Origin of the sequence: Methylorubrum pseudosasae, from assembly GCF_029504475.1 — a bacterium.
GTDB lineage: Bacteria > Pseudomonadota > Alphaproteobacteria > Rhizobiales > Beijerinckiaceae > Methylobacterium > Methylobacterium extorquens.
In genome coordinates, this window is the sequence record NZ_JAQGDU010000002.1 from 5,287,428 (window position 1) to 5,312,795 (window position 25,368).

Sequence of the window (25,368 nt, forward strand, 5' to 3'; positions counted from 1 at the left end):
TCAGTACATCCGCCGCCGGCCGGGCCGGGCCATCCACTCGGTGCGCCCGGCCTGCGCCGCCGCCATGTCGGCGGTCATTGCTTCCATCTCGGCGGTACGCGAGGAAATCCAGCTCGCGTGCTCGCCGGTGGGGGTGACGGCGGTGAAGCCGCCGCAGGCGGTGCGGGCGCGCCGGTCCTGGCGCATGGCGCCGCTCGACCAGCTCACGACGCCAACCATTTGGCCGCCGCGCAGGATCGGGCCGCCGGAATCACCCAGGCACGCCCCCGCACCGGCGGTTTCGGCCATGCGCCGCGAGTCGGTCACGACCGTCACGCGGTTGGCGACCTGCAACGAGCCGATCGACACGAGATGGGCCGTGCGCAGCGTCCGTGCGGTGTTGCGGCGGTTCTCGGCGAGCACGCCGAAGCCGGCGATGTCCACGATGTCGCCCGTGGTGATCGAACCGCCGCGGGGATCGAGCGGGCGGAAGCCGGCGCCGACCGGCTGCTCCAGCTTGATCAGGGCGAGGTCGATGCCGGGCTGCTCCTCCGGCGTCGTGCCGGGGACGAATTCGGGATGCATCGAGACTGCGACCGCCCGCAGGCGGCGCTGGCGGAAATTCGGATCGACCACGACGACGTTGTAGCCGGCCTTGTGCATCACGCAGTGGGCTGCCGTCAGCACGATGTCCTGCGCGATCAGGGTGCCCGAGCAGATCTCACCCTGCGTGCTCTCGATGCGCACCACCGAGGCGCGAAGCCCCCCGGGATCACGGGAGGTGCGGCCCTCGACCACCGCTTGCGCCGAGAGGGGGACGAGACCCAGCAAGGCACCGAGCACGCACGCGCGAAGAGGGCTCGCAACCATCTTTTTTGTTCTCCCAGGGCCCAGGCGCGGTGCGCCGGATTCCATGAATGAATCCCGGACCTGTTGAAGCGTATCCGAAGGCAATTCGGCGGCCAAGGTCCGGTTCCTCATGGGCCGCGGCGCGCGGATCACGATCGGTCAAGGACGTCACCAGCGCGCGGAGGCGCCCCAGCCGGACAACGTCCGGTCGATCCAGTCCCGCTGCGGCCCGAGCAGGATGCCTTGGGTCAGGCCGCCGCAGGCATCCTTCACCCATGCGGCGACCGCGACCGCCGCTGCGCCGTCTAGGATCGGCCCACCGGAATCGCCCTGGCAGCCGCCCGCTCCCGGTGCCTTCAGCCAAACCAGGATGCGGCTCGGGCCGTAGGGCTCCACGACATTGAGCGCTGCGCCGCGATAGCGGCCGATCGAGCGCCGGTCGCCGCCCCGCGTGGCGCCGTAGCCGGCGAGCGTCAGGCTCTGGCCGGCCCGCGGCATCGCGGCGCTCAATGTGGCCGGCACGAACCGGGCGGGCAGGGGCTCGCGGGTGCGCAGCAGCGCGAGGTCGACAGAGCGGGTGCGCCCGCGGATGGCATTACCGTCATAGGCCGGATGCAAGCTGCGGGCAGCCGTCTCGGCCAGCACCGGGCGGCCTGTTTCGTCGCGGTAATGGACGCGGTTCTCGCCCACGCCCGCCACGCAATGGCCGGCGGTGAGCACCGCGTCCGGCGCGACGACGATCCCTGAACAGACCCCGCCGCCGGAGGTCAGCACCATCACCGCCGAGGCCGCGCCCGGCACGTCCGCGCCCTCCCGGCCGCCGACGATGGCGGTCGCCGGCGTGGCTGCGAGCAGGAGCGTGAGCGCCGCCGCTCCGAGGCCCAGGCCTGCACCGCGCGGAAGAGATGGGTTCGGCGCGCGCATCGATTGCGAAAAACGCTTTCAGGAGAGGCTGGCATGACCCCGATACGCGTCGAGGAGACCGGCGTCGAGCCGGTGACCGTGGCCGAGATGCGCGGCTATCTCCGGCTGTCCTCCGACGAGACCGCCGAGGACGCGCTGATCGCCCGCCTGATCCCGGCGGCGCAGGCGGCGGTCGAGGCCGCCTCCCGCCGGCTGCTGCGGCCCGCCCGCTTCCGGGTGGTGCTGGCGGCTTGGCCCCGGCTCGGTCTGATGCCGCTGCCGCTGAGCCCGCTCGTCGCCGTGCTTCGCGCCGGCCTGGTCGATGGGCGCGGCGCCCTCACCGAGATCGAGCCGGGGCCGATCCGGGTCGGCCCCGATCCGTGGGAGGCGCCCTGCCTCCTGTTCGGGCCGGACCTGCCGCCGCTCGGCACGGCCTCGGCGCTGGTCGAGGTCAGCGCCGGCTGCGGCGGCGAGGGGCCGCCGGTCCCCGAGCCGCTGGTTCAGGCCCTGCGCCTGACGATCGCCGACTGGTTCGAGAACCGGGGCGATGCGGGCGGCGACGGCGCGCCCCGTCCGCTGCCGCCCGAGGCGGCGGGGCTCGCCGCCGCCTGCCGCCGGATGCGGCTCTGATCCTGATCCACGGAGACCGACCATGACACACAGGCCGCTCGGCGCGCGGCGGCGCCGCCTCGTGCTCGAAGTCCCGGTGGACGAGCCCGACGGGTTCGGCGGCCGGCTTCGCCGCTACGTCGCCGGACCCGTGCTGTGGGGCTCGCTGGAATCGCTCGGCAGCGCCGCCGCGCCCCGTGGCGGGCGCACCGACCGACCCGGGCCTCTACCGCGTCGGCCTGCGCTACCGCCCCGGCGTCACCCCGGCCATGCGCTTCGCCGACGGACCCCGCCGCTTCGCCATCCGCGCGGCCGACGACCCCGACGGGCGCCGCCGCGACCTCGTCTGCGAGGTGGAAGAGGTGATCGAGGAGGCTGCCCCGTGACGCGTTCGAGCCCGCTGCTGGCCCTGCGTGCCGGCCTTCTCGCTTACCTTGCCGCGGATACGTCGCTCGCCGCGCTGATGGGCGGTCGCCTGCGGCTCTACGACGAGCCGCCGCGGGGCGCCGCCCCGGTCTATGCGCTGTTCGGACCGAGCGAGGTGAGCGACGATTCCGTCGATGGTGCGCAGCGCCACCGCTACGCCTTCGCTCTGACGGTCTTCGCCAAGCCGGGCTCGGCCCGCTCGGCCCTGGAGGTGGCCGAGCGGATCGCCGCCGGCCTCGACGAGGCCGACCTCGCCGTGAGCGGCCACGCCCTCGTCCTTCTGCGCCACAAGAGCCTCGCCGGCCTGCGCGACGAGCGCACCGGTGAGGCGCGCGCGAAACTTTTCTTTCGAGGCGGTGACCGAGGTCGCCGCCTGATTTTCCTCGAGAACGCCGGAGCCGCGAGCATGAGCGCACAGAGAGGCAGGGACCTCCTGGTCCGAGTCAGTAACGGGACCGGCGGCTTCGTCGCGGTGGCGGGCCTGCGCGCCCGTCAACTCGCCTTCAACGCCGAAACGGTGGACGTCACCAATGCGGATTCGGCCGGGCGCTGGCGCGAGCTGCTGGCCGGCGCAGGTGTGCGCCGCGCTGCGGTCGCCGGATCGGGCGTGTTCCGCGACGAGGCCTCCGATGCACGCCTACGCCAGATGTTCTTCGATGGCGTGATCGGCCTGTTCCAGATCGTGGTGCCGGATTTCGGCACGATCGAAGGCCTGTTCCAGATCACGAGCCTTGAATATCGCGGCGAGCATGCGGGCGAGGTGACCTTCGACATGACCCTCGATTCCGCCGGCCCCTTGAGCTTCGCGGGGGCATGACGATGGCAAACCGCCGACGCGGCGAGGTGCCGCTGACGTTAGGATCAGAGCGCTATACGCTCTGCCTCACCCTCGGCGCGCTCGCCGAGCTGGAAGACGCGCTTGGCGCGGGCGACCTCGCGGGCCTGGCCGAGCGCTTTGCCGGCGGGCGGCTCGCCGCCCGCGACGTGATCGCGCTGCTCGGCGCGGCGCTCCGCGGCGGCGGCCACGCCCTCGACGACGAGGTGGTCGCACGGCTGCCGCTCTCCGGCGGATTGGCGGCCGTGACTTCGGCGCTCGGTGAGGCGCTGGTCGCGGCCTTCGGCGAGGCTCCGCCCACGGACCCTTGATCGTCACGGGAAGCCACGCGCCGGAGACGCCCGTCTCCGCCTTCCCGTGGGATGCGGTGCTGACGCTCGGTCTCGCGACCCTGCGCTGGCGCCCGCGCGATCTCTGGGCCGCCACGCCCCGCGAACTCGCCACCGCCGCGGGCCTGACCGCGCCGGGCGCCCGACGCGCCGAGCCGGGCCGATTTCGACCGGCTGCTCGCTACCCATCCCGATCCGGGGACCCCGTGATGACCGACAGCGACCACACCACGGCCGAGCGCGCCAGGCAGCTCGAAACCCTCGACCGGTTGGCTCAGCGCTTCGGCCACAGCCTGTCCTCGGCCTTCGACCGCAATCTCAATGCCGGGCGCCAGCTCGACGGCGTGCTGGCCTCGCTGGCAAGCAAGCTTTCCAACGTCGCGGTCAAGGCGGCGCTAGCTCCCGTGAAAGCGGGTGTGACGAGCCTCGTCAACAGCCTGCTGAGCGCGGCCTCCGAGGGCGGCAGCACGACAGCGCTGGCCAAGGGCGGCGTCGTCTCCGACGGGCGGATCCTGCCGTTCCGGCTCGGTGGCGTTCTCGGCGGGGGACGGGTGCGCCCCTTCGCGGCCGGCGGGGTCGTGGCGGCGCCGACCTACTTTCCGATTCCCGGCCCTGCAGGCGACACCGGCCTGATGGGCGAGGCCGGGCCGGAGGCGATCCTGCCGCTCAGGCGCGGCAGCGACGGCCGCCTCGGCGTCGCCGCGGGCGGAGCCGAGCGTCCGGTCGCGGTCACCGTCAACATCGCAACCCCGGACATCGAGGGTTTCCGCCGCTCCGAGGCTCAGGTCGCCGCCCGCCTCGCCCGCGCGGTCGCCCGTGGCCGCCGAGCGCTCTGAGGAGCACCGCCATGGCATCCGACTTTCACGAGGTCCGCTTTCCTCTCGATGTCGCCCTGCGCGGCAGCGGCGGCCCGGTGCGGCGCACCGAGATCGTCACGCTGGCCTCGGGCCGCGAGCACCGCAACAGCCGCTGGGCCGATTCGCGCCGCCGCTACGATGCTGGGCTCGGCATCCGCACCCTCGACGCCCTGCACGCGGTGCTCGGCTTCTTCGAGGAGCGGCGCGGGCGGCTCTACGGGTTCCGCTACCGCGACCGGATCGACCACCGCTCCGGTCCGCCCTCGCGCCCTGTCGCGCCGACGGACCAACGGATCGGCACCGGCGACGGCACGACCCGTGTCTTCGCCCTCGCCAAGACCTACGGGAGCGGGCCGGAGGCTTATCGCCGGGCGATCGCCAAGCCGGTGGCCGGCAGCGTGCGCGTGGCGGTGAACGGTGCCGAGGTGGCGGCCCCGAAGCTCGCCGTCGATCCGGTCACGGGCCGGGTCACCTTCGCCGCCGACGCGGTGCCGCCCGTGGGCGCCGCCGTCACCGCCGGTTTCGAGTTCGACGTGCCCGTCCGCTTCGACACCGACGAACTCGCCGTCGATCTCGCCGCCTTCACCGCCGGCGAGGTGCCGCGCATCCCGCTGATCGAGATTTTGCCCTGAGGGGAAGCCCATGCGCGCCGTCCCGCCCCGTCTCGCCGCGCGCCTGGAGGGCGGCGCGACCACGCTCTGCCGCTGCTGGGCCCTGCGCCGCCGCGACGGACTCGTCCTCGGCTTCACCGACCACGACCGCGATCTCGTCCTCAGTGGCGTGACCTACGCCGCCCGCAGCGGGCTGGAGGCGGCTGAGGCCAGCGCGGAACTCGGCCGGGATCACGGAGATCGACGTCGCGGCGGGGCTCTATGACGGGGCCGGGGTCGAGACCTGGCTGGTCGATTGGGCCGAGCCCGAGGCGCGCCTGCTCCTCGACGTGGCGACCCTGGGCGAGATCCGCCGGGAGGGGGGCGCCTTCGTCGCCGAACTGCGCGGGCTGATGCACCGCCTCGACGTCACGGTCGGGCGCAGCTTCCGCGCCGCCTGTGACGCGGAACTCGGCGATGCCCGCTGCCGCGTCGATCTCGCGGACCCGCGCTTCCGCGCGACCGGCATCGTACGGGCCGCGTCCGAGCCCGGCCGACTCAGCGTCGCGCTGGCGGGGACCTTCACGACCGATTGGTTCTCCGCCGGTCGCCTGACCCGGGACACGGGCGCCAATGCCGGACACGCCGCGGATCTGCGCGGCCATCGCCGCGACGGCGCGGCGACGATCCTCGACCTATGGGATCCGCCGCCGCGCCCAGTTGTGACCGGCGACGCCTTCACGCTCGTCGCCGGCTGCGACAAGAGCCTCGCCGCCTGCCGGGACAAGTTCGCCAGCACCCTCAACTTCCAGGGTTTTCCGCACATGCCCGGCAACGACTTCGTGCTGCGCTCCGGGCCTGAGGCCGGCGCGCGCCTCGACGGCTCCAGCCTGTTCCGATGAGGCCATCATGGATGATGACGTCTCGCCGCTGCCTGAACGGATCGTGGCGGAGGCCCGCAGCTGGGCCGGAACGCCCTACCGGCACCAAGCCTCGCTGAAGGGCGTCGGCTGCGATTGCCTCGGCCTGCTGCGCGGGGTCTGGCGGGCGGTGCTCGGCCCCGAACCGGAGGAGGCGCCGCCCTACGCCGCCACCTGGGCCGAATCGGCCCTCGACGGCGCCGACCCGCTGGTCGCCGCGGCGCGGCGGCACCTCGTGCCGATCACCGGACCGCTGAACGCCTATCAGCCCCGAGCCGGCGACGTCCTGCTCTTCGCGTTTCGCGCATATTTGCCGGCAAAGCACTGCGCCATCGCGACCGGGCCAGGGGCGATGATCCATGCTCATGACGGCGCGGCGGTGACAGAGGTTGCGCTCACGCCGTGGTGGCGGCGCCACCTCGCCCACGCCTTCCGCTTTCCCGATCCGCCCTGAACCTTTCACTGAGAGGCACCGTCATGACGACGCTCGTCCTGCAAACCGCCGGCGAGGCGGTCGGCACTGCGCTCGGCGGCCCCATCGGCGGAATGATCGGACGCGTGGCCGGCGCGGCCGGGGGCGCGGCGCTCGATGGCGCGCTGTTCGGCGCCGGCACGAGCCCGCGCTTCGTGGACGGGCCGCGGCTGACCGAACTCGGCGGCCTCGCCTCCACGGAGGGGGCGCCGGTGCCCCGCGTCTACGGCCGGGCCCGCATCGGCGGCACCTTGATCTGGGCGACGCGCCCGCTTGAGATCGCCAACACCACCGTCGAGCGGTCCTCCTCCGGCTCGAAGGGCGGGGCGGGCGGCCAGAAAACCGTGCGCACCGCCTACAGCACCTTCATCGATCTCGCCGTCGGGCTCTGCGCGGGCGAGATCGCCCTGGTCCGACGGATCTGGGCCGATGGCAGCGAACTCGACCTGACGACGCTCAATTGGCGTGTTCATACCGGCTCGGCGACGCAGGCGCCCGATCCACTGATCGTCGCCAAGGAAGGCGTGGATAACGCGCCGGCCTATCGCGGACTTGCCTACATCGTGTTCGAGCGGCTGCCGCTCGCCGCCTTCGGCAACCGCATCCCGCAATTCGCCTTCGAGGTGATCCGCCCCGTCGCCGGGCTGGCGAGCAAGATCCGTGCAGTCTGCCTGATTCCCGGCTCGACCGAGTTCGGCCTCGACCCGCTCGCCGTCAGCGAGGATGCGGGATTCGGCGATACGAAGCCGGCAAACCGTTTTCAGTTTCAGGGTGCAAGCGACGTCGTCGCCTCGCTCGATGCGCTTCAGGCTTTGTGCCCGCGGCTCAAACGCGTCTCGCTGGTGACAAGCTGGTTCGGCGACGATTTGCGCGCCGGGCACTGCACCGTGACGCCGCGGGTCGATGCGCCGCTGAAGGCGACGACGGGCGAGCCTTGGGCGGTTGCCGGGCTGAACCGCGCCGCGGCGCAGGCCGTATCCCGCTCCGGTGAGACGGCCGCCTATGGCGGTACGCCGTCCGATGCCGGGCTCGGGCGGCTGGTCGCAGAGCTGACCCGCCGTGGCCTCGCGGTGGTGCTCTATCCCTTCGTGATGATGGATGTGCCGGGGGGCAACGCCCTTCCGGACCCGTACCGACCCGGTGAAGCGCAGCCGGCTTACCCTTGGCGCGGGCGCATTACCTGCGATCCCGCTCCCGACCGGGCCGGAAGCCCGGACGGCACCGGCGGCGCGGCCGATCAGGTCGCGGCCTTCTTCGAGGGGCGGCAGGGCTATCGGGCGATGATCCTGCACTATGCCGGCCTCGCCGCCGGCTGGGCGGCGGCGGGAGCGCCGCTCGCCGGCTTCATCCTCGGCAGCGAGTTCGTCGGCCTGACACGGGTGCGCGGACCGGACGGCGCCTATCCGGCGGTCGTGCAACTCCGGCGCCTCGCCACGGAGGTCCGCGCCCGCCTCGGCCGCGATGTCAGCCTCGTCTACGCCGCCGACTGGACCGAGTACGGCGCCCATGTCCGCGATGGCGGCGCCTCCGTGCGCTTCCCCCTCGATCCGCTCTTTGCCGATCCGGCCATCGATGCCGTCGGCATCGACTACTACCCGCCGATTTCGGATTGGCGCGACGGGCCCGATCATCGCGACGCGGCGGAGGCCGCGAGCCTCTACGACCGCGCCTATCTCAAGAACCGCCTCGGGGCGGGCGAGGCGTTCGACTGGTACTATGCCAGCCCCGAGGATCGCGCCGCGCAACGCCGCACGCCGATCACCGATGGCGCCCACGGCAAGCCGTGGATCTACCGGGCGAAGGATCTCGTCGCGTGGTGGTCGAACCCGCATGTCGAGCGTGAGCGCGGCGTCGAGACAGAGGCGACGGCCTGGATGCCGGGCGCCAAGCCGATCTGGCTCACCGAGATCGGCATCCCGGCGGTCGATCGCGGCACCAACGGGCCCAACGTGTTCCCGGATCCGAAATCGTCCGAGAACGCGGCGCCGCCCTTCTCCCGCGGCACCCGCGACGACCTGATCCAGGCCCGCGGCCTCGACGCGATCCTCTCGCGCTTCGACCCTGGAGCCGACGGTTTTGAGCCGGCTCATAATCCGGTCTCGCCGGTCTATGGCGGCCGGATGATCCCGTCCGAAGACGTCTACGTTTGGGCTTGGGATGCCCGGCCGTTTCCGGCTTTCCCCGATTTCACGAGCCTGTGGTCGGACGCCGCCAACTGGGCCCTCGGCCACTGGATCACCGGCCGGATCGAGGGGCTGGAACTCGACCGGCTGATCGCGGCGATCCTGGCCGATCTCGGTATCGATGCGCCCCTCGACATCGACGCCGCCGGATTCCTCGACGGGGCCGTGCTCGACCGGCCGCTCTCCGCCCGCGAGGCGCTGGAGCCGCTGGCACGGCTGTTCAACCTCGACGTGTCGGTCTCTGGGGGTACCTTGCGGATTCGCGGCGGGCGCCCGCGCGCGCCCGCCATGCTGGTCGCGGGCGATTTCGTTCTCGGCGAGGGTGAGGCGGCGCCCCTGCGCCGGGTGCGGGCGCAGGAGAGCTAGTTGCCGCGCTCCGTCACGATCGGCTTTTCCGACGGCGAGAGCCCGGATTACCGCCGCGCCACCGCATCCGCCGCGCGCCCGGCCGGCGCGCGGCGGCAGGAGGTGCGCGTTGAGGCGGCCATCGTCACCCGGCGCGACGCCGTGCAGGCGCTGGCGGAGGCCGTCCTCGACGCGGCACTCGCGGGCCGGGATACGGCCGCCTTCGGGGTGAGCCCGCGCCGGATCGATCTGGAGCCCGGCGATGTGGTGGCACTCCCGGATGCGGATAGTGGGACGCTTCACCGCATCGTGCGGATCGACGACGCGCCCACGGGCCGCCGGATCGAGACCCGGGCCGTGCCGCTTGCCAGGCCCGATCCCGCGCCCACCACGCCGGCCCCGAGAACGGGCCGGAGTCCGCCGGCGGTGCCGGGGCCGGTCTTCGCCCTGCCGCTGGTCCTACCGGTGGAACGCGGCGATCCGGTGCCGCTCGCCTATCTCGCAGTCTCGGCCGATCCCTGGCCCGGTGCCGTCGCGGTCTGGCGCTCGGCCGGCGAGGGCGCGCCGTTCGTGCTCCACCGCACCCTCGACCATCCGGCCTGCCTCGGCCGCACGCTGACCCCGCTGCCGCCGGGCCCGCTCTGGCGCTTCGACCGCAACGCCCGCCTCGATGTCACCCTGCGCCACGCGGAAGGGTTGAGCGCGATCGGCGAGGCCGCCGCCCTGGCCGGCGGCAACCTGTTCGCGGTGATCGGCGCGGACGGGGCGGTGGAACTCCTGTCCGCGGCCAGGGCCGAACTGATCGGGGCCAGCACGTGGCGGCTCTCGAGCCTGCTGCGGGGCTTGGCCGGCAGCGAGGCCGCCGCCGGCCGTTCGGCGGGCACGGGGAGCCTGATCGTGCGCCTCGACGACGGCGCCGTCCGGCCCCTCGTCGATCGGCTCGACGAGGTCGGCCGCCGCTTCCTCTACCGGGTCGGCCCGGCGGAGCGCGATCCGGCCGATCCTGCCTTCGTCGGTTTTGCGGCGACGGCGGACCTGACCGCCTTCACCCCGTTGAGCCCGGTTCACCTGCGCGCCCGACGCGAGGCCGAGGGCATCCGCTTCCATTGGACCCGGCGGGCGCGGCGCGATGCCGACGCCTGGGAGCCGGCCGACCTGCCGCCGGGCGAGGGGGCGGAGGCCTACCGCCTCGACATCCTCGCCGAGGACGGGCGGATTCTGCGCATCCTGAGCACCGCCGCGACAAGTGCGCTCTACGCACGCGCCGACGAGGTCGCCGATTTCGGCACGCCTCGCACCGAGATCGACGCCGCTTTGGTGCCGATCGGCCCGCTCGCCGGTCCCGGCCCTGCCCGCCGGGCGCGGGTGAGCCTGCGGACCGTCTGACCCCCGACATTTCCGGAGTGGCCCATGGCCGACACGACCCCGAGCCTTGCCCTGCCGCTGATCGCGGGAGGGCAGGCGCAGAAGCACGTCACCCACAACGAGGCCCTGGCGCTGCTCGACGCGCTGGTGCAGCTCGCCGTCCTCGACAAGGACCGGGCCGCCCCACCCGCGAGCCCCGCCGAGGGCGACCGCTACCTGATCGTGTCAGGCAATCCGAGCGGGGCCTGGACCGGCTGGGCCGGGCGCATCGCCCGCTTCCAGGACGGTGCGTGGCTGTCCCTCAAGCCGCTTGCGGGCTGGACGGCTTATGTCGCCGACGAGGCCGAACTCTACACCTTCACCGGCTCGGCCTGGATGCCGTTCCGCGCGACGATCACCGCCCTGGACAATCTGACCCGCCTCGGGCTCGGCACCGGGGCGGATGCGGACAATCCCTTCGCGGCCAAGCTCAACAAGGCGCTCTGGACCGCGCTGACGGTCGCGGAGGGCGGAAGCGGCGATCTGCGCTACACCCTGAACAAGCAGGCGACCGGCAACACCCTCTCCCTGCTGATGCAGACCGGGTTCTCCGCCCGCGCCGAGATCGGCCTGACCGGTGACGACGACCTTCGTGTGAAGGTCTCCCCGAATGGCGGCGACTGGTTCGAGGCGCTGCGGATCGGGCGTGAGACGGGGCGGGTCGCCTTTCCCGGTCGGATCACCGTCGCGGACGTGCCGGTTCTGACGGCGCAGGTGATCGCCGGCAACAGCGGGCCCAGCTCCATCCCGGCCGGGGCGACGCGGTACTTCACCAACGCCCTCGTCGGCGGCCACCCCAGCGTGGTCTACGCCGCCGCCGGCCGGCGGGGGCGGTTCCGCGATTTGCGGGTCGTGACGCAGGGCGCGCCGGGCGCCGGTCAGAGCTGGACCGTCACGCTCCAGAACCTGTTCACCGGCACGGCCCTGACCTGCACGATCGCCGGCGCCGGTTCCAACCAAGCGGCCGACCTCGTCAACAGCGCCGTCTTCGAGGCGGCGGACCGCTGGTGCCTCAAGATCGTGTCGAGCAGCGGGGCGCAGCCCACCACCAACATCCTGTTCTCGCTGCTGTTCGAGGGCTTGGATTAGAGCGCATTCCGACGAAGTGGCGACCGGTTCGTCGAAAGAAGGCGCGGCAAAACAATGACCTAGAGACGCCGGCCGCCGAGCCCGCCTCTCGACCCATCCCCTCAAGACCGGAGATTGACGATGGACCTCAGTGCCGTCGGCCGCGCCGTGCTGATCGCCCGGGAGGGGCGACGGCTGGAAGCCTACCGCGACAGCGTGGGGGGCTGGACCATCGGCATCGGCCACACCGCCGCCGCCGGGCCGCCCGTGCCGCGGGCGGGCCTGCGCATCGAGGCCGGGGAGGCGGACGCGATCTTCACCCGCGACGTGGCGGCCTTCGTCCGCACCGTCGCCGAGACGGTTCCCGAGCCGCTGCCGCAGCACGCCTTCGACGCGCTGGTCTCGCTTTGCTTCAACATCGGCCCGGCGGCGTTCCGGCGCTCCACGGTGCTGCGGCGCCTGCGGGCCGGCGACCGGGCGGGCGCGGGCGAAGCGATCCTGATGTGGAACCGCCCGGCCGCGATCATCCCCCGTCGACAGGGCGAATTCGACCAGTTCCGCACGCCCTACGAAACCGCCCTGCCGCGCGCCCGACGCAGCGATGCGCAACCCGTCGCCGCCCCCGTTGAACGCCCGTCCTCGCCGTCCAGCGCGCGGCCCGGCTGGCGCGCGCGCCTGTGGGACTGGCTGCGCGCCGGCCACTGAACGCTTCCCCCCGCCCCCGAAAGGATCGCTGCCATGACGCCGACCAAGGTAACGCCCAACAAGGTTTTCGTTCGAAGCTTTTCCCGAACCATGGCCAGGGTCTTCCTCATCAGACCTGTCCTGCCGCCGCTCCTCCTGCTCGGCTGCTGCGCGCCCGCGCACGCAACCGCGCTCCCCGCCGTCGACGCCGCCGCGCTGGTCTTGCCCTGGGGTGACGCCGTCGTGGCGCTCTCCCAGGGCTTGTCCGCGCTGCTCACGCCGGTGCTCGTCGCTGCGTTCGCGGCAGTGCTTGCGCGGTTCGGCGGTCCCCTGCGCCTCCTCGTCACCGACGCGCTGGTCGAGCGCCTCGTGCGCAACGCCACCGACTACGCCCTGAACGCCGTGGCTGGCGCCGTCCAAGGGCGCAGGCTGACCGTCTCCGTCGGCTCGGCGGTGATCGCGCGAGCCGTGCAGCGGGCGCTCGATCAGGCGCCGGCCTGGCTGATCCGGGCGGCGGGCGGCCGCGAGGGGGTTGCGGAGAAGGTGTTCCGGTCCCTGCCCCTGGAGGCGGCGGCGACCGCGGGCAACACCCTCGAACCCGCTCTGGAGCGCGCCCTAGGGCAAGGGTCCGCCCGCGAGACCCGCAAGGCCGCCTGATCGTCCGGTAGCGCGCAAGACCGGAGCCGAGAATCCGGGAGGCGGTGCTAATGGACAAGATCGCAGCGGAAGCCGCGCGCCTCCTCTTCACCGACGGGGGCGCCGGCTGGATCGTCGCGGTGCTGCTGGGGCTGGCCTGCCTCCACCTCTACCGGGACGGCCTGCGCGTGCTGGAAGCGCGCATCACCGAGACGGGCGCCACCGCCGCAGCGCTGGAGCGCGCCTCGCAGACCAACGCGGCGGTGGCCGCCGCCCTGGAAAGCCGCACCCGCGTGCTGGAGGATCTGGTCCGGCTCACGGGCGAGACCGCCGGGGCGGTCGCGCGCAGCGACGAGCGCGCGCGGGAGCGGTTCGAGGATCTCCTGCGGCGCATCGGCGAGTTGCAGCACCGGTCGAGTCTCTGACCCTGTTATAGGGAGTCTTCCATGCCTGTCCCTACCGCTTCCGCCCCGGCTGCCGCCGTCCCGGATGGAACCAGCTCGCAGGCCTCGCGCCGAAGCCGGTCCCGTGCCGCCGCCGGTCGCTTGGAGGCGGCGCGCCGCGGCTTCGAACGCTCCCTGATCACCCTGCGCCGGGCCGCCCTCGACGCCATCGACAGCGGTGATCTGGCGTGCCTGACCCTGCGGGTGTGCGGTGACCGCCGCCGGCACGCCGGCGGAGAGGGGGCGGCGTGAGGCGTGCGCAGTCATGCCCACGGAACCGCGGCGGCGATCCCGCCTTGTCCCCGGCAACATCGCCGACCCGGACATGGCCCTCGAACGCAAGACATCATCTCCGGCTGCTTCCCCACCGAGTGCGCCCGCGCTCGCAAACATTCAGGGCGCATTCAGTGCGCTGGCGCGACAGTCACCCTCGATGCGCCAAGCTTTCGCCCTGTTGATCGTCATCTCGACCGCCGCGGTCCTCGCGGCGGGGGCGGTCGGCCCGCTCGCCGAGGAAACCGGTGCCCTGGCGCCCGTCCCGGCGCAGCGGGCGCCGCTGAATCGCGGCGACGATTGCCTCTCGCCGGCCGACCTGCGCGAGGCGGTGGCCGAAAAGCGCGTCGTGCCGCCCATCGCCGCGATCCGCGCGGCGCGCCAGATCGTTCCGCGGGCCGAAATCCAGCGCGCCAGCCTGTGCCGGCACGAAGCGGGGCTCGTCTATCTACTGACGGCCTTGCGTCGTGATGGGCATTTCATGCACGTCATGGTCGATGCCCAATCGGGACAGGTGAGCGGGCATTGGTAAGCGTGGCGGTCCGCCGCCGGGATGAGGAGTAACCGACCGTGCGTCTGCTCGTGGTCGAGGATGACCGTGACATCAACCGGCAGGTCGTGGCCGCGTTGGAAGAGGCCGGCTACGTCGCCGACAAAGCCTTCGATGGCGAGGAGGGCGGCTATCTCGGCGAGAACGAGCCTTACGACGCCATCATTCTCGACATGGGCCTGCCCAAGGCCGACGGCGTCACCGTGCTCCAGAACTGGCGCCGGGCCGGGGTGAAGACCCCTGTCATCATTCTCACCGCCCGCGACCGCTGGTCCGACAAGGTGGACGGCTTCGATGCGGGCGCCGACGACTACGTCACCAAGCCCTTCCACATGGAGGAGCTGATGGCCCGCGTGCGCGCGATCCTTCGCCGCGCGGCGGGTCACGCGTCGAGTCAGATCGCCTGCGGCCCCGTCACCCTCGACACCCGCTCGGGTCGCGTCTTCGTGGACGGCGCTCCGATCAAGCTGACGAGCCACGAATACCGGCTGCTCTCCTACCTGATGCACCACACCGGCCGCGTCGTCTCCCGCGCCGAGCTGACCGAGCACCTCTACGACCAGGATTTCGACCGCGACTCCAACACCATCGAGGTGTTCGTCGGGCGCCTGAGGAAGAAGCTCGCCGTGGACCTGATCCAGACGGTGCGGGGGCTGGGCTACCTGATTGATCCGAACCAGCCGCCGGGGCGTGCGTGAGGCCTCATTAGCTCCCAAGATCGGTAAGCGCGAAATCCTCACCCTTGTAGAGGAGCGGCACGCCGTGATTCTGCGCGACCGCGTAGGCGAAGCAGTCGCCCATGTTGAGGCGGGCCGGATGCCCCGTTCCCTTTCCGTAACGTTCGAAGGCATCCAACGCCCGCTCCCCATCCTCCGGGGTGATCGGGACGAGGCCGATCCGGGCGAGATCGAGCAGCATCGCGACATCCGCTCGGGCCGCCTTGAGCCCACCCTGCTTCTTTCGAGCGATGCCGAGGGCCGCCTCGTAGACGGCAACCGGCGAGGTGATCGGCACGTCCGCCGCTTCGAGACGTTCGGAGAGGGCGCGTCCCTCCGGCTCTTCCGTGATGATCGCAATCAGGGCGGAGGCATCGACGAACATCACTCGTCGTTCAGCCCGTCGAAGAAGGTCTTGTCGGCTGCAAGCCCGGTGGGGGGCCGTGCGGCCACGCGCTCGTGCAGAGGTTTCAGCCGCTCCCACAAGCCGGGGCGTCGCTCCTCCCGCTCCAACTCGTTGCGGACGGCGACCTTGACGGCTTCGGTGAGCGGAACACCCTTCCGCTCGGCCAGGAGGCGGACGAGGCGGTCCGTCTCCGCATCGCGGATGTGCAGGGCCATAAGCGTCTCGCTGGTGGGCAGTGTAGAAAGTCGGTGCGCATGATGTACATGCCCGCAAAGTTGCGAGCGAGCCGAGATTCGAGCCAGGATTCATGACCGACCGCCTCGCCTGGCTGCCCTTGCGCCGCCGCTCCATCGCGGTGCGGCTCGCGGTCTCCTCGTTTCTGTCGAGCACCGCGATCCTCGTCATCGCGGCCTTCATCCTCACCACGCTCTACCGCGAGAACACCGAGCGCGCCTTCGACAGCCGTCTGCTCGTCTTCGCCAACAATCTCGCCACCGATCTCGTCTCGCCGAGCGACCCCGAGACGCGCTCCTTCTCGCTCGGCGATCCGCGCTTCGACCTGCCGCTGTCGGGCTGGTACTGGCAGGTCGGGCGACCCGACGCGAAGCCGCGGGACCTGCGCACCTCGCGCTCGCTCGTCGGCGTGCCGCTGAAAGGGCCCGATCAGGCCGGCACCGCGACCGTCGGCCAGATCCGCCAGGGCTACGGCCGGGGGCAGGACGACCGCAGCCTGCGCATCGTCGAGCGCGACGTCGATGTCGGGGCCGACGGGCGCTACACCGTGCGCGTGGCCGGGCCGGCGGACGAGATCGTCAACGACGTCGAGCGCTTCCGCTTCTCGCTGTTCATGACCTTCGGCCTGCTCGGCTTCTCGCTCGCGGCGACCGCGCTGCTGCAGATTCGCTTCGGCCTCGCCCCCTTGCGCAAGCTGCGCACGGCGCTCGGCTCGATCCGCCGCGGCGAGGCCGACCGGATCGACGGCGAGTATCCGCGCGACATCGCGCCCCTCGCGGGCGAGATCAATCTGCTCATCGAGACCAATCGCGAGATCCTGGAGCGGGCCCGCACCCAGGTCGGCAACCTCGCCCACGCGTTGAAGACTCCGCTCTCGATCATCGTCAACGAGGCCAGCGGCAGCGACGCCCCGCCGGAATTGTCGGAGAAGATCCGCGAGCAGGCGGCGGTGATGCGCGATCAGGTGAACTACCACCTCGACCGTGCCCGCGCCGCTGCGCTCGCGGGCACCCTCGGCACCTCGACGGAGGTCGAGCCGGCGCTGGCCGGCCTCGTGCGCACCTTCGGCAAGATCTACCGCGACAAGGACATCGCCTACGAGGTCCACGTCCCGCCGGGTCTGCGCTTCCGCGGCGAGAAGCAGGATTTCGAGGAGATGATCGGCAACCTCGTCGACAACGCCTCGAAATGGGCGACGGGCCGGGTCTCGATCTCCGCCGCGCCGACGGCCGAGCACGATTATCCCCACCTCCTCGTGGCGGTGGAGGATGACGGGCCGGGTCTGCCCGAGGAGGACCGCGCGGCGGTGCTCAAGCGAGGCCAGCGTCTCGACGAGACCAAGCCCGGCTCCGGGCTCGGCCTGTCGATCGTCGCGGATCTGGCCGCGCTCTATCGCGGCCGCTTCCGCCTGGAGGCCGCCGCGCTCGGGGGCTTGCGCGCGGTGATCGAAGTGCCGGGCGACGCGCCCGCGGGGGGCGGACAACGCTGAGCGGCGGGCCTTGCGAAGGTTACGCACCGGCAGGCCTGTGCTATGGCCATGCTTCCCTCGCGCGTGACGACGTGTCACCCGGAAGCGATGTCGTGCGGGCCCCGCTCGGGCTCTACACGGGGCCGAGCTTAAAAACTTTGGGTCTGATGACGGCGATCTGGTTCATCCTGGCGGCCATGACCGGCGCAGCCGTGTTCGCGCTGCTTTGGCCGATGTCGCGCCGCCGCCGGCAAGGGGTCGGTCCGGAGGCGGAAGGCGGCGACGGGCTCGCCACCGAGACCGGCTTCTACGAGGACCAACTCGCCGAGATCGAGCGCGATCTCGGCCGTGGCCTCATCGCCCCGGCGGAGGCCGAGGCCGCGCGTGCCGAGGCTGCGCGCCGGTTGCTGCGGGCGAGCCGCGAGGAGCGGGCTGACGGGTCGGGCGCCGCGCCGATCGCCGAGCCGCATCTGCGCCAGCGCCGGGCGGCTTCCGCCTTCGCGCTGTCCACGATCCCGCTGGTCGCGCTCGTCGTCTACGGCCTCTACGGCTCTCCGAATCTCCCGTCGCAGACCGACGCCGACCGCAAGGCGACGCGGGCCGGCGCGCAGGATCTGATGACCGCCATCGGCCAGATCGAGGCGCGGCTCGCCAACCACCCGGACGACGTCCGCGGCTGGAGCGTGCTCGGGCCGGTCTATATGCGGCTCGGGCGGTTCGACGACGCAGCCCGCGCCTACGCGGCGCTCGTGCGCCTCAAGGGCGAGGACGCCCAGGCGCTGTCGGATTGGGGCGAGGCCCTGGTCGCGGCGGCTGACGGCACCGTCTCGCCGGAGGCGCGCAAGGTGCTGGGCCGGGCGCTGACCGCCGATCCGAAGGCGGCCCAAGCCCCAGTTCTATCTCGCCCGCGGCGACGAGCAATCCGGCGACGTGGCCGGCGCCGTGCGGCGGCTGGAGGCGATGGCGGCCTCCGCCCCCGCGGATGCCCCCTGGTTGCCGACGGTGCGCGACAACCTCGCCCGGCTGAAGGGTGAGACCCTGGTCGCGCCGAAGGTCGAAGGGGAGGCCGGGGAGGGCGCTCGGGATCGCGCCAAGGACGGGGCCAAGGATGGGACAATGTCCGAGGCCCCGGTGGCCGGGCCGGGCAGCAACATCCAGGCCCTGCCGCCCTCCGAGCGGATCGACGCGATCCGCGGCATGGTCGAGGGGCTGGAGCGGCGCTTGGCCAAGCAGGGCGGCAGTGCCGACGAGTGGTTGCGCCTCGTGCGCTCCCACGCGGTGCTCGGCGAGCGCGACAAGGCGCTCGATGCCCTGGAGCGTGGGCGCAAGGCGTTTCCCGACGATAAGGAAGCCCAGGCGCGTTTCGATGCGCAGGCCCACGAACTCGGCCTCGCCGGGGCCGGGACGCCCCCGCCGAAGGCAGAGAACAGCGAAAAGCCCGGTGAGCGGAATGCGGCCGAGCCCGACACGGCCGCCAACGCGATCCGGGCGATGCCGCCGGCCGAGCGCGAGGCGGCGATCCGCGGCATGGTCGCCAACCTCGACCGGCGGCTCGCCGCCAAGGGTGGCAGCGCCGACGAGTGGATGCGGCTCGTGCGCTCCTACGGTGTGATCGGCGACCGGGCCGCCGCAGCCCAAGCCCTCGACCGGGCCAGGATGGCGCTCGCCGCCAACCCGAAAGCGGTCGAACGCCTCGACGCGCTCGGCAAGGAACTCGGTCTGACGCCCGCGCAACCGTAGCGGAAGGCGGCCCCTGACAATCGGTCCCGCCCGTTCAACCTTGACCCCGGGGGCGGGCGGGCCGAAACCCGTCTCTTGATCCTCAGCAGACGTCGCACCGCCGTCAGGCCTTCGCCAGCCTGAAGGAACGAGAAGAAGCCGACGAACCGGGACGGAACCGTTTTGACCCGCAAGAGCCGCCGCCTGATCCTCATCGCCGCCTGCGGCGCCGTGCTGGCGCTGGCGCTCGGGCTGATCCTATCGGCGATGAGCGGCTCGATCGTGTTCTTCCGCTCCCCCGCGGAGGTGGCGGCGCAGGGCGTCGCGCCGGGCACCCGCTTCCGCCTCGGTGGCCTCGTCAAGGACGGCTCGGTGAAGCGCGGGCCCGACCAGAACGTCGAATTCGCGGTGACCGACACCAACGCCACGGTGCCGGTGCAGTATCGCGGCCTGCTGCCCGACCTGTTCCGCGAGGGCCAGGGCATCGTCGCCGAGGGCGCGCTCGATGTCGGCGGCGTGTTCCGGGCCGATACGGTGCTGGCCAAGCACGACGAGAACTACATGCCCCGCGAGGTCGCCGACGCCCTCAAGGCGCAGGGGCGCTGGCAGGAAGGCGGGGGCAAAGAAGCCCCCAAGGACGCCTCTAAGGCGGCTCCGAAGGATGGGGCGAAGCCGGAAACGGCCGATGCCACCCTGGGCCAGCGTAGCGAGCGGTGAAAGATTCCATGACCGTCCGGACCGAAACCGCGCGAGGGGACTGCCGGTGATCGTCGAGATTGGCCATTACGCTCTGGCGCTCGCGCTGGCGCTCTCCCTGGTGCAAGCGGTGATGCCCGCCTGGGCCGCCCGCTCGGGCGACGCGGCTTTACGCGAGGTGGCGGGGCCCGCCGCGCTCGGCACCTTCGCCTGCATCCTGTTCGCCTTCTGCGCGCTGACCTACGCGCACGTCACGTCGGACTTCTCGGTCCAGAACGTCGTCGAGAACTCGCACACCGCCAAGCCCCTGATCTACAAGATCTCCGGCGTGTGGGGGAACCACGAGGGCTCGATGCTCCTCTGGGTGCTCATCCTCGCGTTGTTCGGCGCCTGGGTCGCCACCGCCAAGACCTCCGTGCCGCCGGTGCTGCGCACCAACACGCTGATGGTGCAGGCGAGCGTCACCTTCGTGTTCGTGCTGTTCATCATCACGACCTCGAACCCATTCGCCCGCGTCGCGCCCGCGCCGCTGGAGGGCAACGATCTCAACCCGCTGCTGCAGGATTTCGGCCTCGCGATCCATCCGCCGCTGCTCTACCTCGGCTATGTCGGCTTTTCCGTCACCTTCGCCTTCGCCGTCGCCGCGCTGATCGAGGGGCGCATCGATGCCGTCTGGGCGCGGGCGGTGCGGCCCTGGGCCCTGATTGCCTGGAGCTTTCTGACGCTCGGCATCGCGATGGGTTCGTACTGGGCCTATTACGAACTCGGCTGGGGCGGCTGGTGGTTCTGGGACCCGGTCGAGAATGCCTCGCTGATGCCCTGGATCGCCGGCACGGCGCTGCTGCACTCCATCGTCGTCATGGAGAAGCGCGACGCGCTCAAGGTCTGGACGGTCCTGCTCGCCATCCTCACCTTCTCGCTCTCGCTGGTCGGTACCTTCATCGTCCGCTCCGGCCTGCTCACCTCGGTGCACAGCTTCGCCTCCGACCCGAGCCGCGGCGTGTTCATCCTCGCGATCCTCGCGCTGTTCATCGGCGGCGCGCTGAGCCTGTTCGCGTGGCGGGCGCCGAGCCTGCGCCAGGGCGGCCTGTTCGCGCCGATCTCCCGCGAGGGCGCGCTGGTGATGAACAACCTGTTCCTGGTCGCGGCCTGCGCCACGGTGTTCGTCGGCACGCTCTATCCGCTGCTGCTGGAGATGCTAACGGGCGAGAAGATTTCGGTCGGCCCGCCCTTCTTCAACTGGACCTTCATCCCCCTCGCGCTGCCGCTCCTCGTGATCGTGCCGTTCGGGCAGGCGCTCGCGTGGAAGCGGGGTGATGCCGCCGCCGCCGCGCAGCGCCTGCTCGCCGCCTTCGCGGTGGCCCTCGTCGTCGCCCTCGGCGCGGCGTCTTGGGCCTGGGGCGGCCCGCTGATGGCGCCCGTCGGCCTCGGCTTCGGTGCCTACCTCATCATCGGCTCCGTGCTCGAGATCTGGGCGCGCGCCCGCGGCTACGGCCACAACCGGACGCGCGACCTCAGCACGACGTGGCGCCGGGCGGTCGGCCTGCCGCGCTCGGCCTGGGGCACGGCTCTGGCGCATGCCGGCGTCGGCGTCGTCGTGCTCGGCATTGCCGGGCAGGGCTGGGCGACGGAAGGGCTCGCGACGATCCGGCCGGGCGGACAGGTCGCCTCCGGCCCCTACGTCGCCACCCTCGACCGCATCGGCCCGACCAAGGGTGAGAACTACGAGGAGACCACTGCCTTCCTGACGCTGCGCAACCGCGCGGGCGACTATGTCGGCACCGCCGAGACCGGCAAGCGCTTCTATCCCTCCCGCCGGATGACGGTGACGGAGTCCGGCCTGAAGACGGTCGGCGTCAGCCAGATCTACGCCAGCCTCGGCGAGGTGATGCCCGACGGCTCGATCGGCATGCGGCTCTACTACAAGCCGCTGGTGCTGCTGATCTGGATCGGTTCGCTCATCATGGCGGCCGGCGGCGGCCTCTCGCTCACCGACCGGCGCATGCGTGTCGGCGCCCCGGTCAAGGCGCGCGCCAAGCTGCCACCCTCCGCGGTGCCCGCCGAATGACCCGCTTTCGCTCCACGATCGCCGCGCTCGGCTTAAGCCTCGCCGCACTTCCTGCCCTCGCGGTGCAGCCGAACGAGGTGCTGAAGGACCCCGCCATGGAGGCGCGGGCGCGGCATATCTCGGAAGGCCTGCGCTGCCTCGTCTGCCAGAACCAGTCGATCGACGATTCCGACGCGCCGCTCGCTAAGGATCTGCGCGTGCTGGTGCGCGAGCGGCTCAAAGAGGGCGACAGCAACGGCCAGGTCATCGATTACGTCGTGGCCCGCTACGGCGAATTCGTGCTGCTGCGCCCGGTCTTCGGCTGGCACACGCTGCTGCTCTGGCTGAGCCCGCTGCTCGCCGTGGGTCTCGGCGCCTTCGGCATCTGGCGCCTGTCGCGCCGCCGCCCGCCGACACGGGTAGCGGGCCTGTCCAAGGCGGAGGAAGCGGAAGTCGAGGCGCTGCTCAAGCGGCCGTAAGCTCACGGCGATCGGCGGAGGCGCCCGGCGCCCTGCTTTCGCCCGATCGGACGGGCAGGATCCGGCGCATCGCCGTCACCGCCCCGACCTGCCGCGAGCCTCCCCCGAGCGCCATGCCGATCGCCGCCTCCCTTAGACATCGCGTCCTTGCCGCCGCGCTCGGCCTCGTCGCCGGCCTTGCGACTGTGAGCCCGGCCTGGGCCCACCCCCATGTCTGGATCACAGCCAAGGCCGAACTCGCCTACGAGGCGGGTCGCGTCACCGGCATCCGCCATGCCTGGACCTTCGACCCCGAATACACCGCCTTCCTGACGCAGGGGCTGGACGCCAACGGCGACGGCAAGGTCTCGCCCGAGGAACTTCAGGGCTCGGCGAAGGAGCATGCCGGCAACCTCGCCGAGTTCGCCTACTTCACGAAGCTCAAGGTGGCCGGCAAGGACCAGGCCTTCGCCGAGCCGCAGGAGGCGCGGATGGCCATGGAGGGCGGCAAGCTCACCTTGAGCTTCCTGCTGCCGCTGAAGTCCCCCGCCGCCCAGGGCAAGGGCGTCGCGGCGGTCGAGGTCTACGACCCGACCTACTTCATCGCCTTCAGCCTCGCCGAGGGCGCCGACGCGCTGCGCCTCGCCGGCGCCGCCCCCGGCTGCAGTATGACGGTGACGCGGGCGAAGAACACCGAACCCACGGTGGCCTCCGCCGGCCAGTCGATGACCGAGGCGATGTTCGAGGCGCTGACCGCCGCCTCGAATTACGGCGAGCAATTCGCCAACCGGGCCATCGTCGCATGTCCCTGACCGCCGCCCTGCGCCCCGCGGGCGTGGCGGCCAGCCGGTGGCCACTGCGGCTGGCGCTTGCCGCCGGGGCGGTGCTGGCTACCGCCGGTCTCCTCGCCGGCATCGCCTGGGCGCTCGGCCCCGTCGCCGCGCCACCGCCGCGCTCGCCCTTCGGCATCGGTTTTCGCGAGGCCGCGCCCGCGACGACCGGGCTCGGCGGCTGGCTGCTCGCGGTCCAATCCAACTTTTCGAGCCAGCTTCGGGCTGCCGTGTCGGCCTTGAAAGCGGGCGGCCCTTGGATGCCGCTCATCGTGATGGGCTTCGCCTACGGTGTGTTCCACGCCGCCGGGCCCGGCCACGGCAAGGCGGTGATCGCCGGCTACATCGTGGCGGGCGAGCGTACGCTGCGGCGCGGCTTCGCCCTGAGCGCCGCGGCGGCCCTGCTCCAGGCTCTCGTGGCCATCGCCATCGTGCTGGTCGGCGTCCTCGTCCTCAACACGACCGCCGCCGGCATGACGCGGGCCGGCACTCTGATCGAGACCGTGAGCTTCGCCCTCGTGGCGGGGCTCGGGGCCGCGGTGACGTGGCGCAAGGCGGGGCGGCTTGCCGGCCTTGCGACCGATGCACCGCCCGAGGCGTGCGGCCCCGACTGCGGCCATACCCACTTGACCGATGCCGCCGCCCTCGACCGGCTCGGCGGCTGGCGCGAGCGGGCGGGTGTGGTGCTCGCCGCCGGCTCACGCCCCTGCGCCGGGGCGGTGCTGATCCTCGTGTTCTGCGCCGCGCAAGGCCTGCTCGCCGCCGGCATCGCCGCGACCTTCGCCATGGCGCTCGGCACTGCGCTCACCACCGGGGCGCTCGCGAGCCTCGCGGTGTTCGCCAAGGCCCTGGCGCTGCGCCTCGCGGGCGGGCGGGGGCAGGCCGGCGCGCTGGCGGTCGGCGGGCTCGAATTGCTGGCCGGCGCCTTCGTGCTGGTGCTGGGGCTTGCCATGCTGTCGGGTTTAGCCGCCGGAGTGGGTGGCTAAACGCCCTCTCGCCAAGTCCCTCGAAGCTGTGCAAGCTTCTCTCGGATCGGGAGGAGCCCTGCTTGAGCGAACACCACGCCCTCGACGCCTTCGCGCCCCTCCTCAACTGGCGGCTCTTGAAGGGTTCGCACGCCTTCCCCGGACCGGACGGGGGCACCTGCATCAACGAGGCGGCGATGGTCGCGGCGGGGCTGCCCTACCGGGCGATCACCGCGAGTGAGGACTGTCCGCCCTGCTTCTCGCGCCCGCTGGCGGCCTACGCGCTCGGCCTCAACGACGCCATGCCGGAGGCCGAGCGGCAGGGGCTGATGGCGTTCGTGCTGCGGCTTTCCGGCTCGGCGGATACGCCGGCAGTCGAGGCCGCCCGCACCGCCTTCCTCGCGCTTGAGAGCGCCCGCCGCATCTTGCCGCCGCTGCTCGACGCCGCCGGATTGCCGGCGCTCGCCGCACGCTGCGAGACGGCCTCCGAAGCAGGCGCGGCCAGGGTTGCGCTCCGTGCGGCCGAGATGCAGGGCGGCGCGCTGTCCCACGCCGCTGCCGGCCGTCACGCCTGGATCGCGGGCGCCCGCGCCTCCGCCGTGTCGCGCACCGCCACGGCGGCTTTGCGCGCCTTCGACGACCCGCGCAGCGCCGCCGAGGTGGCCGAGGGGGCGGCCCCCTTCGCAGATGGAACGTGGCCGATCGCGCTCGGCCTCCTCGACGCGGCGCTTCGGATCGGCCGGCAGGCCCCGGAGATCGACCTGCCCTCCGCCCGCGAACGCCTGGAAGCGGCGCGGGCAAAAGTTCAGCCATAGGCTCGCGGGCGCGGCTCCGCCGTGAGGTCGACGTCGAGCGCCTCGCAGTTGGCGAGCCAGCGCCCGGTCAGATGGTAGAAGAAGGTGCAGTGGCCGACGACCCCGATGGTCCGCTCCGGCCGCGCCCGCAACCAGTCGCGAAACCCCGAGACGCGCTGGTCGAACAGCGTCCGCGGCTCGACATGCCAGCCGTCGGGTCCGGCCTCGCCGTCCGCGTACCACCACGTCTCGGGAAGATGGCCGACTTGAAAGGCCGGAAATTCCTGTGCCAGCACCGAGGCCGCCCGACCGATGTCGCAACTGCTCTCCTGGCATTCACGGTGGAGCACCTCGACCAGCACATCGGGCCGTGCCCGGGTGATCGGAGAAGATCCCGGCGGTGGTCTGGAGCGCCCGGGTCAGCGGCGAGGTGACGACGAGTTCGAAGGGAATCGCGCGCAGAGCCGCGCGGGCCGCCGCAACCTGGGCGTGGCCGCGCTCGGACAGGCGCGCATCGATATGGCCGGGGTCGCGCCCCGTCGCCTCGTGATGCGCGTTGAACGTCGATTCGCCGTGGCGGATGCAGACGATGCGGGTGGTGGAAGGCGGGGTCGAGCGGGACATCGTCCCGATGTAGGCGGTTCGCGCGCCGCGGGAAGCGGGCCGTGACGCCGCGCCCG

Annotated in this window: 24 protein-coding genes and 7 pseudogenes; 26 read left to right on the plus strand and 5 right to left on the minus strand. The window is 72.1% G+C overall.

All coding sequences use genetic code 11. The features are described 5' to 3' along the window. Together M2437_RS25885 and M2437_RS25890 are read right to left on the minus strand one after the other, a co-directional pair. Complete coding sequence (locus tag M2437_RS25885) at positions 1-849, minus strand: S1 family peptidase (protein ID WP_253389084.1); 849 nt, start codon at positions 847-849, stop codon at positions 1-3. A 147-nt stretch (positions 850-996) separates the two neighbouring features. Beyond that, positions 997-1,752 (minus strand): S1 family peptidase, encoded by a 756-nt coding sequence (locus M2437_RS25890; RefSeq protein ID WP_253389085.1) that lies wholly within the window; start codon positions 1,750-1,752, stop codon positions 997-999. Between the two features lie 33 nt (positions 1,753-1,785). Here M2437_RS25890 and M2437_RS25895 point away from each other — a divergent pair, with 33 nt between their 5' ends. The 18 genes and pseudogenes from M2437_RS25895 (at position 1,786) to M2437_RS25980 (ending at position 15,053) form a co-directional block, all read left to right on the plus strand. Then, complete coding sequence (locus M2437_RS25895; protein WP_253389086.1) at positions 1,786-2,361, plus strand: head-tail connector protein; 576 nt, start codon at positions 1,786-1,788, stop codon at positions 2,359-2,361. A 22-nt stretch (positions 2,362-2,383) separates the two neighbouring features. Beyond that, a pseudogene (locus M2437_RS25900) lies at positions 2,384-2,726 on the plus strand (head-tail adaptor protein). Between the two features lie 77 nt (positions 2,727-2,803). Then, positions 2,804-3,055 (plus strand): annotated as a pseudogene (locus M2437_RS25905) (DUF3168 domain-containing protein); the annotation flags it as partial. Between the two features lie 117 nt (positions 3,056-3,172). Further along, positions 3,173-3,583: a phage major tail protein, TP901-1 family gene (locus M2437_RS25910; protein WP_253389673.1), complete on the plus strand. Its 411-nt coding sequence runs from the start codon at positions 3,173-3,175 to the stop codon at positions 3,581-3,583. Between the two features lie 2 nt (positions 3,584-3,585). Further along, the gene (locus M2437_RS25915; protein ID WP_253389088.1) at positions 3,586-3,912 is read left to right on the plus strand and encodes a gene transfer agent family protein; all 327 of its coding nucleotides are present in this window, start codon (positions 3,586-3,588) and stop codon (positions 3,910-3,912) included. A gap of 56 nt (positions 3,913-3,968) precedes the next feature. Next, positions 3,969-4,016 (plus strand): annotated as a pseudogene (locus M2437_RS25920) (phage tail assembly chaperone); the annotation flags it as partial. A gap of 123 nt (positions 4,017-4,139) precedes the next feature. Then, positions 4,140-4,766, plus strand: a complete 627-nt coding sequence (locus M2437_RS25925) for a phage tail tape measure protein (RefSeq protein ID WP_253389090.1) — start codon at positions 4,140-4,142, stop codon at positions 4,764-4,766. Between the two features lie 11 nt (positions 4,767-4,777). Then, positions 4,778-5,419 carry a DUF2460 domain-containing protein gene (locus M2437_RS25930; RefSeq protein WP_253389091.1) on the plus strand — a complete coding sequence of 214 codons (642 nt, stop codon included), beginning with the start codon at positions 4,778-4,780 and terminating at the stop codon, positions 5,417-5,419. A gap of 10 nt (positions 5,420-5,429) precedes the next feature. Continuing rightward, positions 5,430-6,279, plus strand: a pseudogene (locus M2437_RS25935) (phage/gene transfer agent baseplate hub protein). Between the two features lie 7 nt (positions 6,280-6,286). Beyond that, on the plus strand, positions 6,287-6,751 hold the full coding sequence (locus M2437_RS25940; protein WP_253389092.1) for an NlpC/P60 family protein: 465 nt from the start codon (positions 6,287-6,289) through the stop codon (positions 6,749-6,751). A gap of 23 nt (positions 6,752-6,774) precedes the next feature. After that, positions 6,775-10,683: pseudogene (locus tag M2437_RS25945) on the plus strand (baseplate multidomain protein megatron). A 24-nt stretch (positions 10,684-10,707) separates the two neighbouring features. After that, complete coding sequence (locus M2437_RS25950) at positions 10,708-11,790, plus strand: DUF2793 domain-containing protein (protein WP_253389093.1); 1,083 nt, start codon at positions 10,708-10,710, stop codon at positions 11,788-11,790. A gap of 120 nt (positions 11,791-11,910) precedes the next feature. Further along, positions 11,911-12,474, plus strand: a complete 564-nt coding sequence (locus M2437_RS25955) for a lysozyme (RefSeq protein ID WP_253389094.1) — start codon at positions 11,911-11,913, stop codon at positions 12,472-12,474. A 33-nt stretch (positions 12,475-12,507) separates the two neighbouring features. Beyond that, positions 12,508-13,110 carry a hypothetical protein gene (locus M2437_RS25960; protein ID WP_309247843.1) on the plus strand — a complete coding sequence of 201 codons (603 nt, stop codon included), beginning with the start codon at positions 12,508-12,510 and terminating at the stop codon, positions 13,108-13,110. Between the two features lie 50 nt (positions 13,111-13,160). Further along, positions 13,161-13,514, plus strand: a complete 354-nt coding sequence (locus tag M2437_RS25965; protein ID WP_253389096.1) for a hypothetical protein — start codon at positions 13,161-13,163, stop codon at positions 13,512-13,514. A 21-nt stretch (positions 13,515-13,535) separates the two neighbouring features. Next, a complete protein-coding gene (locus M2437_RS25970) occupies positions 13,536-13,784 on the plus strand; it encodes a hypothetical protein (protein ID WP_253389097.1) in 249 nt (82 codons plus the stop codon). 181 nt (positions 13,785-13,965) lie between these two features. Continuing rightward, positions 13,966-14,337 carry a PepSY domain-containing protein gene (locus tag M2437_RS25975; RefSeq protein ID WP_253389098.1) on the plus strand — a complete coding sequence of 124 codons (372 nt, stop codon included), beginning with the start codon at positions 13,966-13,968 and terminating at the stop codon, positions 14,335-14,337. Positions 14,338-14,375: 38 nt separating this feature from the next. Then, positions 14,376-15,053, plus strand: coding sequence for a response regulator transcription factor (locus M2437_RS25980; protein ID WP_003606557.1), 678 nt, complete (start codon positions 14,376-14,378; stop codon positions 15,051-15,053). Between the two features lie 7 nt (positions 15,054-15,060). On the opposite strand, the gene M2437_RS25985 is transcribed toward M2437_RS25980, so the two are convergent. Together M2437_RS25985 and M2437_RS25990 are read right to left on the minus strand one after the other, a co-directional pair. Beyond that, positions 15,061-15,456, minus strand: a complete 396-nt coding sequence (locus M2437_RS25985) for a type II toxin-antitoxin system VapC family toxin (protein ID WP_253389099.1) — start codon at positions 15,454-15,456, stop codon at positions 15,061-15,063. Continuing rightward, positions 15,456-15,692 (minus strand): type II toxin-antitoxin system VapB family antitoxin, encoded by a 237-nt coding sequence (locus M2437_RS25990; RefSeq protein ID WP_253389100.1) that lies wholly within the window; start codon positions 15,690-15,692, stop codon positions 15,456-15,458. Before M2437_RS25990 ends, M2437_RS25985 begins: the two co-directional genes overlap by 1 nt. A gap of 92 nt (positions 15,693-15,784) precedes the next feature. Here M2437_RS25990 and M2437_RS25995 point away from each other — a divergent pair, with 92 nt between their 5' ends. The 8 genes and pseudogenes from M2437_RS25995 (at position 15,785) to M2437_RS26030 (ending at position 24,709) form a co-directional block, all read left to right on the plus strand. Continuing rightward, complete coding sequence (locus M2437_RS25995) at positions 15,785-17,200, plus strand: ATP-binding protein (protein ID WP_003606556.1); 1,416 nt, start codon at positions 15,785-15,787, stop codon at positions 17,198-17,200. 146 nt (positions 17,201-17,346) lie between these two features. After that, positions 17,347-18,919: pseudogene (ccmI, locus tag M2437_RS26000) on the plus strand (c-type cytochrome biogenesis protein CcmI). 162 nt (positions 18,920-19,081) lie between these two features. After that, entirely contained in the window at positions 19,082-19,615 is a 534-nt protein-coding gene (ccmE, locus tag M2437_RS26005) for a cytochrome c maturation protein CcmE (RefSeq protein WP_253389101.1), read from the plus strand. 46 nt (positions 19,616-19,661) lie between these two features. Further along, positions 19,662-21,662 (plus strand): heme lyase CcmF/NrfE family subunit, encoded by a 2,001-nt coding sequence (locus M2437_RS26010; RefSeq protein WP_253389102.1) that lies wholly within the window; start codon positions 19,662-19,664, stop codon positions 21,660-21,662. After that, positions 21,659-22,120, plus strand: coding sequence for a cytochrome c-type biogenesis protein (locus M2437_RS26015; protein WP_015822039.1), 462 nt, complete (start codon positions 21,659-21,661; stop codon positions 22,118-22,120). Before M2437_RS26010 ends, M2437_RS26015 begins: the two co-directional genes overlap by 4 nt. A 113-nt stretch (positions 22,121-22,233) precedes the next feature. Beyond that, positions 22,234-22,911, plus strand: a complete 678-nt coding sequence (locus M2437_RS26020) for a DUF1007 family protein (protein WP_253389103.1) — start codon at positions 22,234-22,236, stop codon at positions 22,909-22,911. Further along, positions 22,902-23,915: a nickel/cobalt transporter gene (locus tag M2437_RS26025; RefSeq protein ID WP_253389104.1), complete on the plus strand. Its 1,014-nt coding sequence runs from the start codon at positions 22,902-22,904 to the stop codon at positions 23,913-23,915. The genes M2437_RS26020 and M2437_RS26025 overlap by 10 nt, the downstream gene beginning before the upstream one ends. 62 nt (positions 23,916-23,977) lie before the next feature. Next, positions 23,978-24,709: a hypothetical protein gene (locus M2437_RS26030; protein WP_253389105.1), complete on the plus strand. Its 732-nt coding sequence runs from the start codon at positions 23,978-23,980 to the stop codon at positions 24,707-24,709. Here M2437_RS26030 and M2437_RS26035 read toward each other — a convergent pair. Next, positions 24,700-25,312, minus strand: a pseudogene (locus M2437_RS26035) (histidine phosphatase family protein). The gene M2437_RS26030 and the pseudogene M2437_RS26035 sit on opposite strands and share 10 nt — an antisense overlap. Between the last annotated feature and the right edge of the window lie 56 nt (positions 25,313-25,368).